General features: G+C 44.7%; 13 protein-coding genes. 9 read left to right on the forward strand and 4 right to left on the reverse strand.

Going from position 1 to position 13,107, the window contains the following annotated elements; all coding sequences use genetic code 11:
- Positions 1-264 precede the first annotated feature (264 nt).
- The 4 genes from AC1DCV_RS24035 (at position 265) to AC1DCV_RS24050 (ending at position 3,757) form a co-directional block, all read left to right on the forward strand.
- Positions 265-1,389, forward strand: coding sequence for an epoxide hydrolase family protein (locus tag AC1DCV_RS24035; RefSeq protein ID WP_477025537.1), 1,125 nt, complete (start codon positions 265-267; stop codon positions 1,387-1,389).
- Positions 1,390-1,569: 180 nt separating this feature from the next.
- Positions 1,570-2,025, forward strand: coding sequence for a type II toxin-antitoxin system RatA family toxin (locus AC1DCV_RS24040; protein WP_477025538.1), 456 nt, complete (start codon positions 1,570-1,572; stop codon positions 2,023-2,025).
- A gap of 99 nt (positions 2,026-2,124) precedes the next feature.
- Positions 2,125-2,478 (forward strand): YciI family protein, encoded by a 354-nt coding sequence (locus tag AC1DCV_RS24045; RefSeq protein ID WP_477025539.1) that lies wholly within the window; start codon positions 2,125-2,127, stop codon positions 2,476-2,478.
- A 52-nt stretch (positions 2,479-2,530) separates the two neighbouring features.
- The gene (locus AC1DCV_RS24050) at positions 2,531-3,757 is read left to right on the forward strand and encodes an RNA polymerase sigma factor (RefSeq protein WP_477025585.1); all 1,227 of its coding nucleotides are present in this window, start codon (positions 2,531-2,533) and stop codon (positions 3,755-3,757) included.
- A gap of 45 nt (positions 3,758-3,802) precedes the next feature.
- Here the strand turns inward: AC1DCV_RS24050 and AC1DCV_RS24055 are convergent, their stop codons facing one another.
- Positions 3,803-5,314 (reverse strand): alpha-L-fucosidase, encoded by a 1,512-nt coding sequence (locus AC1DCV_RS24055; RefSeq protein WP_477025540.1) that lies wholly within the window; start codon positions 5,312-5,314, stop codon positions 3,803-3,805.
- A 123-nt stretch (positions 5,315-5,437) separates the two neighbouring features.
- On the opposite strand from AC1DCV_RS24055, the gene AC1DCV_RS24060 reads away from it, so the two are divergent.
- Positions 5,438-5,896 carry a DUF2147 domain-containing protein gene (locus AC1DCV_RS24060; RefSeq protein ID WP_477025541.1) on the forward strand — a complete coding sequence of 153 codons (459 nt, stop codon included), beginning with the start codon at positions 5,438-5,440 and terminating at the stop codon, positions 5,894-5,896.
- A gap of 3 nt (positions 5,897-5,899) precedes the next feature.
- Here AC1DCV_RS24060 and AC1DCV_RS24065 read toward each other — a convergent pair whose 3' ends face one another.
- Together AC1DCV_RS24065 and AC1DCV_RS24070 are read right to left on the reverse strand one after the other, a co-directional pair.
- Positions 5,900-7,327, reverse strand: a complete 1,428-nt coding sequence (locus tag AC1DCV_RS24065) for an MFS transporter (protein ID WP_477025542.1) — start codon at positions 7,325-7,327, stop codon at positions 5,900-5,902.
- 19 nt (positions 7,328-7,346) lie between these two features.
- Positions 7,347-8,387 (reverse strand): bifunctional transcriptional activator/DNA repair enzyme AdaA, encoded by a 1,041-nt coding sequence (locus tag AC1DCV_RS24070; protein ID WP_477025543.1) that lies wholly within the window; start codon positions 8,385-8,387, stop codon positions 7,347-7,349.
- 229 nt (positions 8,388-8,616) lie between these two features.
- Here AC1DCV_RS24070 and AC1DCV_RS24075 point away from each other — a divergent pair, with 229 nt between their 5' ends.
- Positions 8,617-9,285: a flavin reductase family protein gene (locus tag AC1DCV_RS24075; protein ID WP_477025544.1), complete on the forward strand. Its 669-nt coding sequence runs from the start codon at positions 8,617-8,619 to the stop codon at positions 9,283-9,285.
- Positions 9,286-9,363: 78 nt separating this feature from the next.
- A complete protein-coding gene (locus AC1DCV_RS24080) occupies positions 9,364-10,089 on the forward strand; it encodes a class I SAM-dependent methyltransferase (RefSeq protein WP_477025545.1) in 726 nt (241 codons plus the stop codon).
- A 32-nt stretch (positions 10,090-10,121) separates the two neighbouring features.
- Here the strand turns inward: AC1DCV_RS24080 and AC1DCV_RS24085 are convergent, their stop codons facing one another.
- The gene (locus AC1DCV_RS24085) at positions 10,122-10,787 is read right to left on the reverse strand and encodes a GNAT family N-acetyltransferase (RefSeq protein ID WP_477025546.1); all 666 of its coding nucleotides are present in this window, start codon (positions 10,785-10,787) and stop codon (positions 10,122-10,124) included.
- Positions 10,788-11,381: 594 nt separating this feature from the next.
- Here AC1DCV_RS24085 and AC1DCV_RS24090 point away from each other — a divergent pair.
- Both AC1DCV_RS24090 and AC1DCV_RS24095 read left to right on the forward strand, forming a co-directional pair.
- A complete protein-coding gene (locus AC1DCV_RS24090) occupies positions 11,382-12,263 on the forward strand; it encodes a heme-binding protein (protein WP_477025547.1) in 882 nt (293 codons plus the stop codon).
- Between the two features lie 146 nt (positions 12,264-12,409).
- The gene (locus AC1DCV_RS24095) at positions 12,410-13,099 is read left to right on the forward strand and encodes a hypothetical protein (RefSeq protein WP_477025548.1); all 690 of its coding nucleotides are present in this window, start codon (positions 12,410-12,412) and stop codon (positions 13,097-13,099) included.
- Positions 13,100-13,107 lie beyond the last annotated feature (8 nt).

Consider the following 13,107-nt stretch of genomic DNA (forward strand, 5'->3'; position numbering starts at 1 on the left):
AACAAGTTTTTTGTCAAATTTTTTTTGAGTACAGGGAGATGTATACCTGGAGGATCGTTCTGCCGCCGGGGAAATTTACCGGAGACTGCAGGAAAAATGGTATTATGCTAAGATATGGCTATCCTCAACATCATCTCCTGAAAAATATTTCAACTTTCTTTTTTTCAACTGACACACTGTTGTCACATTGTGTGACTAGCTTTGTTTCAGAATAGGAGCTACCTACTCTGCGACATTAAAAAATCACTTAAAGAAAATACGATCATGAAACAACTACAGCCCTTTAAAATCGAAGTATCTGAAGACCTGCTCACTGACCTGCAAGCAAGACTGAAACAAACCCGTTGGACAGATGAACCGGAAAATGCCGGCTGGAACTATGGCACCAATCCGCAGTATCTGCGGGAATTGACAGACTATTGGCAGAATAGCTTCGACTGGCGTAAACAGGAAGCCCTGTTAAACAGCTTCCCTCAGTTTAAGACAACAATTGATGGCGTAGAGATCCATTTTATTTATGTGAAAGGAAAAGGAAATGATGCAAAGCCACTATTGCTCACACATGAATGGCCTGACTCTTTTTTCCGTTTTTATAAAGTAATTCCTATGCTCACGGAACCTGCAAACGGAGCACCTTCTTTTGACCTGATCATTCCTTCTATACCAGGTCACGGCTTTTCCGGTAAGGTAGCTATGACCTCTGAAAAAACAGCACATCTGTGGGCGAAATTAATGACGGAAGTACTTGGCTACTCCAGCTTCCTTGCAGCAGGTGATTTCGCAGTCACCACTTCATTGGCACAAAACTATCCAGCACAGGTAAAAGGTATTCACCTTACCGATACCGGTTATCCTAATGGTACGGAAGACTGGTCCACCATGTCGCCGGCAGAGCAACAGTTCGGACAGTTTATCCAGGGCTGGTGGTTCATGGAAGGTGCTTTTAACATGATTCAATCTACCAAGCCGCAAACATTGGGCTATGGCTTGAACGACTCACCGGTAGGACTGGCCTCCTGGATATTGGAGAAATTTTATGCCTGGAGCGATACCAAAGGAAATATAGAAAACAGTTTTACAAAAGATGAATTGCTCACCAATATTATGATCTATTGGGTATCTTCCAGCATCAATACTTCCATCAGAAGATACCTGGAAGATGCACGTTCCATGTTTGGAGAACACGGACCGAAACCAGTGCCAAGAACAGAAGTACCTACAGCGGTATCTATCTTCCCGGCCGACAGTAATACACCGAAAGAATGGGCAGAACGCCGCGTGAATCTGAAGAGCTTTAACAAGCTGCCGCAAGGTGGAAGGTTTGCAGCACTGGAAACACCAGCGTTATATGTGCAGGAGTTGCAGCATTTTGCACAGCTGCTGGGATAAGCGTTAAAATAAATAAAGGCAGTTTTTGCAAAGCCCCCAAAAGTTTAAACTTTTGGGGGCTTTGCATTCGTTGAAGTCGTTTTCTGACAGGAAAGCCGTATCTTAAGTGGCTATTGAAGCGCGGGTGCCCGCCGCCCCGTTCAACAGATCAACCAGGTCATTATAAATATTACTCCCGTTATGCAAGTAATCAAATTTACGGCAGCTATCCGCATTCAGGCAAATGCTGCAAACGTTTTTGACTATACGCAGGATTATGGTAAGCGGCTTCAGTGGGATACCTTCCTGAAAAAGGCAGACCTCATGGATGGCGCCAACACTGCCGCTAAAGGTGTAAAGGCCCACTGTGTGGCACAAAACGGGCTGGGCATGGTAACGGAGTATGTTACCTTCAATCCTCCTAAAGTAACGGCCGTCAGAATGACTAAAGGGCCTTATATGTTTAAATCATTCCTGGGATCATGGACATTTAAAGCCATCGACCATCATACCACGGAGGTCATCTTCCTATATTCTTTTGCCGTCAGATTTCCCTTTACATTGCTGGCAAAATCTATCAGGCGTCATCTGGAAAATAATGTAAAACAACGGCTGGCAGACCTGAAACATCATATAGAGTACCAGCCTGCGCTGTAAAGAATGGATTTATTTTCCGACTCCTGTGTCCTATTACCGACATTCCATTTGTTATCAGGGTATAGTATCATTATTCCCGAACACTAAAATCTTAAAAACATGGATGAGTTTATGTTAATTTTCAGACATGAAGACGGCAAAAAGGTCGCTTCTCCGGAGCAGATACAGATCTGGATGAAACAAACGATGGACTGGATAGGAGGGATTGCTGCCCAGAACAAATTCAGCGGTGGGAATGGACTTCCTTTCGATGACAGCAGGGTAGTGCATTCCAACCAGATGGTAACAAATGGCCCTTTTGGTGAAATAAAAGAAACGATTGGCGGATATATCATCGTGAAGGCCAACTCGGTAGATGAGGCTGTGGAGTTTGCAAAGGGTTGTCCTGTTTTACAGGGAGAAGGTAATACGGTGGAAGTCCGTAAAATTGCCAAAGCAGATGGTGTTCATTAAAAAGTAAATGTCCCCATAAACAGCAAGGTATTGCGGGGTCTTTGTTCGTATGATGCAATCCGAATTGATACCACATTTATTCCGGTCAGAATTCCGGAAAATTACAGCTGTGCTCTGTAAAGTATTTGGTATGGAACATATGGAGATTGCGGAAGACCTGGCCAGTGAAACATTTTTATCAGCACTGGAAACCTGGCCTTATAAAGGAATTCCGGAAAACCCCACCGCATGGCTTTATCTCGTGGCAAAAAATAAAGCAAAGAATTATCTGCAACGCAACCAGCTCTTTGCTGAGAAGATTGCCGCACAAGTAAAAGCAGATACTCCCGAAGCCGTTGAAATGGAGATTAATTTATCGGCCGAAAATATAGCGGACAGCCAGTTACAAATGTTATTTGCAATTTGTCACCCGGCTATCCCTATGGAAGCGCAAATAGGCCTGGCGCTCCGCATTCTGTGCGGCTTTGGTATTGAGGAAATTGCCAATGCCTTTCTCACCAGCAAAGACGTGATCAACAAACGACTTTTCAGGGCCAAAGAAAAGCTACGCCTCGAAAAAGTAACCATCCTGTTTCCTGATAAACGGGAAATTAATAACCGGCTGGATACCGTGTTGACTACCCTGTATTTATTATTCAATGAAGGGTATTATTCCGAAAGTCAGGATGTGGTGTTGCGGGAAGACCTTTGCCTGGAAGCCATGCGGCTGACCTATCTGCTCATTGAAAATGAACAGGTCAATCAGCCCCGCGTAAATGCCCTGTTTTCCCTGATGTGTTTCCATGCTTCCCGCTTTGAAGCCCGGAAAAATGAAAACGGAGAAATTGTTTTATACCAGGACCAGGATGAAACACGCTGGAATGAGGAGTTGATCGGCAGAGGTGTGTACTTCCTTCATGCAGCATCACAAGGAAAGCAGATGTCGAGGTACCATATAGAAGCCACGATTGCTTACTGGAATACGCAGAAAGCAGATACCCCCGAAAAATGGGATCATATTCTGCAACTATACAATCGCTTATTACAACTGGTATATTCACCCATGGCAGCACTGAACAGAACCTATGCACTCTCAAAAGTAAAGGGAAAGGAAGTGGCGATTGCCGAAGCAGAAAAATTACAGCTGTCCGGCAACCACTATTACTTTGTGTTGTTGGGCGAACTGTACACGGGTATTGACAACAGGAAAGCCCTACAGCATCTACAGCACGCATTAAAGCTGGCAAAAACGGGAACGGATAAACGAACGATTCAGCAAAAAATAGCACAGCTGGAGTAACCCGGCTGTGCTGGTGATCATGCTTTAAATATCTTGTATTGGCTTTTATTTTTGCTGCATAAAAATGCCTATCTCCGAAATGATCGGTTCCATACGGGAAGATGTAATACGCAACCTGATGAATTGTGCGCTCACATCCGGGAAAGTGAGCATCCGCTTATAACCAATGGTGGTACCGTTTGTAGCCTCTTTCCAGTCGTTGCCTGCTTTATACTCCAATACATAGTTTTCTACCCGTTGTCCTTTTTTGATGTATTCCTGTAAGCGGCATACATTGAACGTTTTTACAGCACCCAGATCGAATTCAATGGTGGCGGTGGTGTCTTTATCTTTAGTTGTCCAGTAAGTATTTTTATTCGCATCGGCGAGGCCCTTTGTATTTTTGCCACTGCTGGCAGTAATTTTAGCCTTGCTGATAAAGTTTTCAGAGAAGATGTGATCAATCGAATTTTTCCATGCCGTAAGATTTTTTACGTCACTTTCGGCTATCAATCCCCGTTTATCTGGTGGAATGTTGAGGAGCAGTACACCATTTTTACCAACGGAATTGAAATAGATGTCCAGCAATTTTTCCGGCGATTTTACTTTGTCATCTTCCTGCTTGTGATAAAACCATCCTGGCCGGATAGATACATCTGTTTCAGCAGGAAACCATACTAAGCTGTTGGCTTTGTATAAGGCATCGCGACTGCCCATATCTTCGCCATTGCCATATCCGGAGGGCTTTATCAGCAGCTCTTTTTGAGATAAAGCCGCCACTGTATTCTGATCTAAATTGCTGGCAGGTACCACACTCCATTCTGTGCTTCTGCCATAGCCGGATTCTGTACCTACCCAGCGTACATCCGGTCCCATTATCGCAATCACCGCGCCGGGTTGTAGTTTGCGGATGAGGCTATACCAACGCTGAAAATCGTACACCTGTTTTTTACCATTCGGGCCCTCTCCATTGGCGCCGTCAAACCATACTTCGTCTATGCGGCCATAGTTGGTTAAAAGCTCCGTTAACTGGTTTACGAAATAATCATTGTAAGCATCTGTACCATACATGGGAGCATTTCTATCCCATGGTGACAGGTATACGCCGAAGCCCATGCCCGCCTGGTGACAAGCGTCCGCTACTTCTTTTACCACATCGCCTTTCCCGTTTTTCCAGGGACTATTTTTTACGGAATGGCCGGTATACTTACTCGGCCATAAACAAAAGCCATCATGATGTTTGGCCGTTAGGATCACTTGTTTTATGCCACCGGCTTTAGCTGCCCGTACCCATTGGGCGGCATCCAGTTCGGTGGGGTTGAAGAGGGACGGTGATTCTTTGCCATCTCCCCATTCTCTTTCTGTAAAAGTATTCATACCAAAATGAAAGAAGCCGGTTACTTCCAGCTCCTGCCAGCGCAACTGCCGTTCCGTAGGGCGTACATTCGCTGCCTTCCGGATAATGGCGGCTTCATCATCTCCCAGTAAAATACTTACATAAGATGATTGTTGTCCGTGAGCCGTAAAAGCAGAGCCTACGCTGCAGGCAAGCGTTAAAAAAAGTAATTTCTTCTTCATGTTCATCTGTATAAAAAGCCAGTATACAGCAATTTTTTTATTTAAAAAAAMAAGTGCATACCATATTACGCGATGAACGCTTATCTTAACACCATAATGCCCATACTATTTAATCAAATGCTAATGAAAAAATATCATCCGGTAGCCCAAAAAGCCCTTCTGTTTTTTTGTTGTCTTTTTTCTTTTACGATAAAAATAAATGCACAAAGTAGTCCTGCCAACAGTGTGCTGGGTGTATGGTTCAACGAAGATAAAACCGGTAAAATTGAAATCTATCAATCAGGAAGTATCTACGAGGGGAAACTATTATGGGGCAAATACATGCTCGATGAAAAAGGAGTTCTTCGTAAAGATACAAAGAACCCCGATGTAAGATTAAGAAGCAGGGAATGGCTGAATATGGTGATGCTGACCGGTTTTCAGTATAAGAACGGGCAATGGGAAGGTGGCGAAATTTATGATGCTACCACCGGCAAGTCTTACCGTGCTAATATGAAAGTCAGGAATGGCCGGCTGGAAATCAGGGGCTATGTGGGCATTTCACTGCTGGGAAAAACCATTTACTGGGACCGGATAAAATAATCGTCAGATCCCTTCGGGTTGCAACTCCACCACATTGTTTTCCATTGTTTGGGGTAACATCCATAACATGATACCTACTATTCCCAGGCAAATAATACTAAAGGCAATGCCGGTATCAAAAGCTTTGAGATAATTTGGAGATGAGGCCTGCTGGCTGACAACATAGTAAAAAACACCGCCCAGTATACTGATCCCTAATGCAGATGCTGTTTGCTGAAAAGTAGAGAATACACCAGCAGCCACTCCGGCGAATTTTACCGGTACACTTTTTAATGCAATGTTCAACAAAAAAGGTAGCACCAGGCCGTTACCCAATCCATAAATGCCAATCAGTAGTGTTACACAAAACGGACTGACGGCCGGTTTAAAGAGTAATATTTGCAGCAGGAAAGAAACCAGGATAATCAAAAGACCGGCCTGTAGCACCCACTTCCCGAACCGTACAATCAAGCGTGATGCGATAATAGAAGAGATCATGAACAGCACCGCATGCAGGATGAATGCGAGGCCACAGTCCAGGGCAGTGAACCCAAGCCCGTTCTGTAAGTAGATAGCACTCATGAGCAAATAAGCAGTATGCATCATAAAATGAAACAGTACCGCCAGCAGACCAATATTGAATTCGCGGATCTTAAAAAGCGCGGTATCAATTAGGCTGCCCTTGCGTAGGGCGACCTTCATTTGCTGATTACGGATAAAGAAAGCAAAAATGAACAGCGATAGCAGCATCACGCCAATACTCCATAGTGGCCATCCCATTTCCCGTCCTTTAGTTAATGGATAAATAAGGCAGACAAGCCCGGTAGCCAGGATCAACGCGCCTGAATAATCAAATCGCTGCCCGGTATCCCGGGGTGTTTCTTTCAGATACCGGTGAATGGCCCACAGTGCGATGATACCTACCGGGAGGTTAATAAAGAAAATCAGGCGCCAGCCTTCTATCAGGAAATGTGTATCTACCAGGTAACCGCCCAGTATCTGACCAATGATCGCCGCAATGCTCAGGGTGATACCGTACCAGCCAATGGCCTTGGCCCTTTCGCGTGGATCGGTAAAGAGTACCTGTATAAATGCGATCGACTGCGGCACCATAAAAGAAGAACTGAGACCCTGGAAAAAACGGGTGATATTCAGTTCCAGGGCGGTTTGTGATAAGCCACATAAACAAGATGTCAATGTGAAGAAGAACATGCCCCAGAAAAATACTTTCTTTCTGCCGAGGTAGTCGCCGGCGCGGCCGCCGGTAATGAGAAAAGAGGCGCTGCCCAGCAGGTAGCCTGCTATTACCAGTTGTACTTCTCCATCTGTGGCATGTACCCCTTTTTTGATGCCCGGGATCGCCATATTGATGATGAAAATGTCAATAACATACAATAGGGGGGCAGTGAGGATGACGAGGAGTGCCATCCACTTAGAACTTTTCTTTTCCATAACAATCGTGATATCCGGGTTAAATTGAATTTGTTTTTTCGTGGTCAAGTAACCATTTCTTTCTCCATATTCCGCCGCCATAGCCTGTGAGCTGGCCATCTTCGGCAATTACGCGGTGACAGGGCACCAGGATAGAAATCCTGTTCATACCATTGGCATTGGCTACGGCACGAATGGCTTCTGGCCGGTTAACCGCCAGGGCTTGTTGTTTATAAGAACTGGTAGCACCATAGGGAATGGTTTGCAGTATGTCCCAGATCGTTTCCTGGAACGGTGTTCCCGGCGAATACAACGGAACGGTGAACACTTTTCTGTTTCCTTCAAAGTATTCTTCCAATTGTTGTTTCAACATCTCAAAATGTGGATTGGCGCCCTGGATGATATTTGCATTCAGTTGCTTCGCCAGCGACTTCAGTTCTGTTTCCAGCATTTTACGATCGGTAAATTCCAGCAGGCAGATACCCTGTGTTACTGCACAGGCGAACATCGTCCCCAGCGGTGTTTCCAGCCGGGTAATATTGATGATCTGTTTATCCCTGCTATTGGAGGGAGATACCCCGAATATTGATTTAAAAGAGTCAGAGAAGCCACTTAATGATTCGTACCCTGCATCAAAAGCCACGGAGGTAACAGGTTCCCCGTTTTGTATTTTTTTGAAGGCAGAATTGATCCGAAACATTCTCTGGTAAGCCTGAAAGGTCACCCCATGGTTTTTTAGAAACCATCGCCTGATGGTAATGGGCTCAATGCCTTTTTGAAGCAGGTCTGCGTCTTTGAATTTTTTGGATGGATCGGCATTGAGTTCGTCCAGGATCTCTTTTATATGCAGCGGTGTTTCGTTCATTTTTTCCAGTGGATTACACACCTTACAGGGTCTGTAGCCCTTTAGTATCGCCTCTTTAGTCGATTGAAAGAATTCCACGTTTTCCTGTTTCGGCTTACGGGCTGTACAGGTAGGCCGGCAGAATATGCCGGTCGTTTTCACTGCTGCTATAAAAGTCCCTTCGTAAGAAACGTCCTTATCAACAAGCGCCTGGTACATGATTTCATGAGTCAGCATGTATTTCTTTTATCCAAAAGTAAGCCAGTTGCAGTTGGGTGGCAACCGGAAACTGAACAAGTATTTTTTTCTGTTCAAAGGAGGTTTACTGCTGAGCTGCTGAAATGTGAGTACAGGAGCCACAATAAACCCGAATCCTGCGATGATGAATTTTGTGCAACATCGCAAGATTCGGGTTTGCCTCCGGGTGGAGAATCACCAATTTTGGGCATTCGTTAAAACATGATATATGCATAAAATCAGTGAACCCGCCATTCTGTACTTTGGTACGCCAGTAGTGCTTATCAGCACCGTGAATGGAAACGGCAGCTATAACCTGGCGCCCATGTCTTCCGTTTTCTGGCTGGGATGGCGTTGTATAATAGGATTGGGGATGTCGTCTAAAACAACAGAGAATCTATTGCGTACCAGGCAATGTGTGTTAAATCTGCCCTCCGTACATGAAGCAGCGGCAGTTGACCAGCTGGCCTTAACTACCGGAACAGATCCGGTGCCCGAAAGGAAACGACAACGGGGATATCGTTTTGAACCAAATAAATTTGAAGCCGCAGGACTTACACCCGTAGCGGCTGACAAGGTAAGCGCTCCACGTGTTGCAGAGTGCCCGGTACAAATGGAAGCAACTGTTACCGCGGTGCATCCTATTGGAGAAGATGACCCACAGCAACGCTGGCGCATCGTTACGTTTGAGTTGAAAATAGAAAGAGTACACGTGGAAGAAACAATATTGATGGCCGGAGAACCTAACAGGATCGATCCTGACAAGTGGCGTCCACTGATCATGAGCTTTCAGCAATTCTATGGACTGGGAGAACAGGTACATTCATCTGCACTCGCCGGAATACCGGAACGGTTATATAAAACAACATCGCCTTTATCTTCTCCCGAAAAACATTAATGCAGGTGATCCACCATCCTTTTCTTTTAGTCCGGCATTTTACTTAAGTTTAATTTCTTTGGAGAAAATTTTCGTGATATGCAGGAAGATAAAGCAACCGGCTGGGACTTTACTTATTTAACCAATACAGGCAGGATGATGGAAAGCCCTTTGCCCTGGAATTACTTTGTGACCATATGTCAGCATCTTAAACCCGGGAGTGTATTGCTGGACCTGGGCACCGGGGGAGGCGAGTTTCTGAGCCTGTTGCCGGATAAGGCATCGCTTCAGATATATGCCACAGAAGGGTATGCGCCAAATGTGGAGCTGGCCACCAAACGATTACAAACATTTGGTGGTACATTGATTGCTGACTATACAGACGACCACCTTCCTTTTGAAGATAATTTTTTTGATCTGGTGATAGATCGTCATGAAAGTTATGATGTACACGAAGTATACCGCATCTTAAAGCCCGGTGGATATTTTATTACACAACAGGTAGATGGGAGAAGTGATTTGTCTGTAGCCACGGTACTTCAGGTAAAGCCTAATGAAGAATTTTTGTATTGGAACCTGGATTATGCGTTGCAGGAATTTGTGCCCACTGCTTTCAAAATATCCTTTAAAGCGCAGGATGTAGGCTTTATGAGATTTTATGATCCGGAAGCGTTGTTGTTTTATGTTCGGTCTATGCCTTACTTATTCGAAGACTATGATGATTTTGATTTCACAAAAATATCGGCTTTGCTGAAAGACTACTTTGCTGTTCATCCTTACCTGGATGTGCAGAAAGATCGTTTCGTGATAGTGGCAGAGAAGTGAGCTGTGTAGCCCTTTCGGGTGAAAATGTTTGGTTAACCTGGTAATACAGGACGGGGAATTTCAGCAGTAGTATACAGTGAATGCAATCGCCAACCCAGTGTTTCATACAGTGCTCTGCCTTCCCTGGTGGCCACCAGCAGCCCTTTGTTAATACCACGGGCGGCACCAACGGCTTCCAGCGTTTTCATGATCACACTTCCCAGTTTGCGGCGGCGGTGACTTTCATGTGTTTCAATGCGGTCATAGATACCATAATCGCCTACAAAGGCAATACGGCCAATAGCAGCTACTTCGCCCTGCGTTGTTAATATCCTGACAATGGGAACTGGAATGTCTTCGCTGATATCCAGTACGTATCCTTCCTGCAGTACGGTGTTAACCGGCGCCATGGCTCCGAAGCAGGTCATCATATAAGCCTGCGGTTGTATGATCCAGCCGGGAGGCAGGAGTGTGCTCACCACATCAGGTGGTGCGCATACCTTCAGGAAAATATAAGGGTCGGTAATGGTATCTGCGAGTTGCCGTACTGCTGCGGTGGCAGCGGAAAAAATGTAGCGTCTCACGTGATCGGGGAGTCCTACTTCTATCCGGAATGCGCCGCTGTCGGGCACCGGAGGGGATACTTCCCGGGCGATAGCCCATCCTTTTGCCCATGTTGCTACAATATGCGGGTCGGCCTGGTAAAGTTGGTCATCCATAGTGCTGCTGAATATAAAGTAAAGATATAGTATGATGGGGGAAATTCCTTTGTGAGACAAAACAAAAAGGGCGTTTCAGAATATACTATCCACTGGAAATCAATTTCTTTTTTAGCTAAAATTATTTTACATTTATAGTGTACGACTATAAAAACCGCTATCAGGAATTTCAAAGACTCAATTTAAGATAACGACTCAATTATCTATTAATAGAATTACAAAGCTGGTTTTCTCTCTACTTACGGCATACCCTGAAATTCTCATGATACCCTCAAATTTACCACCACAGCATGTTTGATTACATCAGGAAAGAAATGTATGTACCTTTTTACAAGGACAGTTCCCTTCTCCTCAGACTACCTTTGGTAGCTGCGTATTTATGCAGTACTTATTTACAGAAACATCCGCACACTAAAAATAAAATGACAGATGCTTAGCGATAGTTGAGCTGAGTTTATTATTGTTTGAATAATAAATTCATCCATTTTAATACTTCGGAAATTTATCAGTGGTAAGCAACTACCGTAAGGAGGTGTAATGCCGTTGATGCCGGAGTAGTCCACTGCTTTTATCCACTCCCAAAATAGCTATATCATGCAAACATTTCAAAACGTTCCCCCTTTAAGGAATTTTGTCCGCCTGGCCGGTACCAATACCCAGATTGAAGAAGAGTTAGGGCCGCTGGCGGCGTTGCTCGGAACCTGGAAGGGTTCTAGTGGCTGGAACCTGGTAGCAGTCCCCAACGGTGCTGAAGGCTTCCTGTTATTGATACAGAATTATACAGAAACGATCAACTTCACTGCCGTGAGTGCGCCGGTGCCTAATCGTGGTGGTACTATCGAACAAATGGTAGGTGCGGTTTTATATGACCTGGTGGTAACGGATAATCTCACGGGTGGCGTGCTGCATGTGGAAAATGGTATGTGGCTTAATCTGTCTCATATAGAACCACAAAAAGTGGAGCTTACCGCTGTTGCTCCCATAGCACCACCGTCCCAGACAATTGCACGGCAGGCCAGTATTCCGCATGGTGATGCCGTGTTGGTGCTGGGCAACTCCTTTATTTCGCAGGGGACGCCTGCTATAGCAGATAATAGTTCTACCCCGGAGGCAGGTCCCAACGTGCCTTTAGGCTACCTGGATCAATACCTGCAGGCACAAACAAAGTTTCCCGATTTTGATGTGAAGAATCCTAATGCTACACTACGGAAAGCATTAACCAATCAACAGATCGGTAAGGTGACGACGTTTGTACTGGATACTTCCAGCCTGCTGAATATTCCTTTTACTACCCAGCATGTAAACCCTAATAATTTTAACACCACTTTCTGGGTAGAAGAGGTGACGGCGGGTAATACCAGCTTCCTGCAGTTGCAATATACGCAGCAGACAAATTTTAATTTTCTGCCCCGCTTTGGTGAAGCCGGATTAATTATGTGGCCTCATATTAATATCAATACACTGGTAAAACAGTAAGCACTTTATAATTATCAAGCATTAACTCCAAACAAAAACCCGCTGCGAGGCGGGTTTTTGTTTGGAGTTAAAATAAAAGGCAGTAGCTATAGAATAGCTGTTGCTCTTTCGTATTTTAGCGTCATAAAATGCTAAAAGAATATATCATGAAACGTTGCTTGTTAATCGGATTCGTATTAATCGTTAGCCTGGGGCGTGTATCTGCGCAGGCGGGTGCGGCTTTGTTGTCAAAAGGAGCAGATGGCAATCCTGTTTTTGAAAAGAGTTATGTAGATGTGCAGGGATCCCCTTATCTGCAGGAGGAATGGGCAGTAGGTAACGTGGAACTTAAGAACGGTACATCTTATAAGGGGGTAGCCCTGAAATATGACCAGGTAAAAGATGTGTTGCTGTTTAGAAATGAAAAGAACGAGATGAACACATTTGCGCAGCCGGTAAAATCTTTTACTATCACCAACCGGAAAGACAATCAGCCGCTGTTATTTCGCAATGGTTTTACCCCGGTAAAGAATGGTACGGAGAACTCTTTTTACCAGGTATTGGCCGATGGTAAAATACAGTTGCTGGTCAGGAAGGTGAAAAAAGTACATGAGGATAAAGCATATGGCTCTGCCACTACTACTCGTACCATAGAAGAATACACTACTTATTTTATTGCAAAAGAAGGATTGCCGGTAACGATTAAGAAAAATGAAAAAGCGGTACTGGAAGCCCTTGGTGGCAACAGCACCGCATTGGAAGCGTATATCCGTAGTAATAAGTTGAATGTAAAGAATGACGAAGACCTGATAAAGCTGATCGCCTATGTTAACAGTTTAACAGCGGATAGCAAGTGATCTGCCGG

It is taken from the genome of Chitinophaga sp. 10T418 (assembly GCF_056394125.1).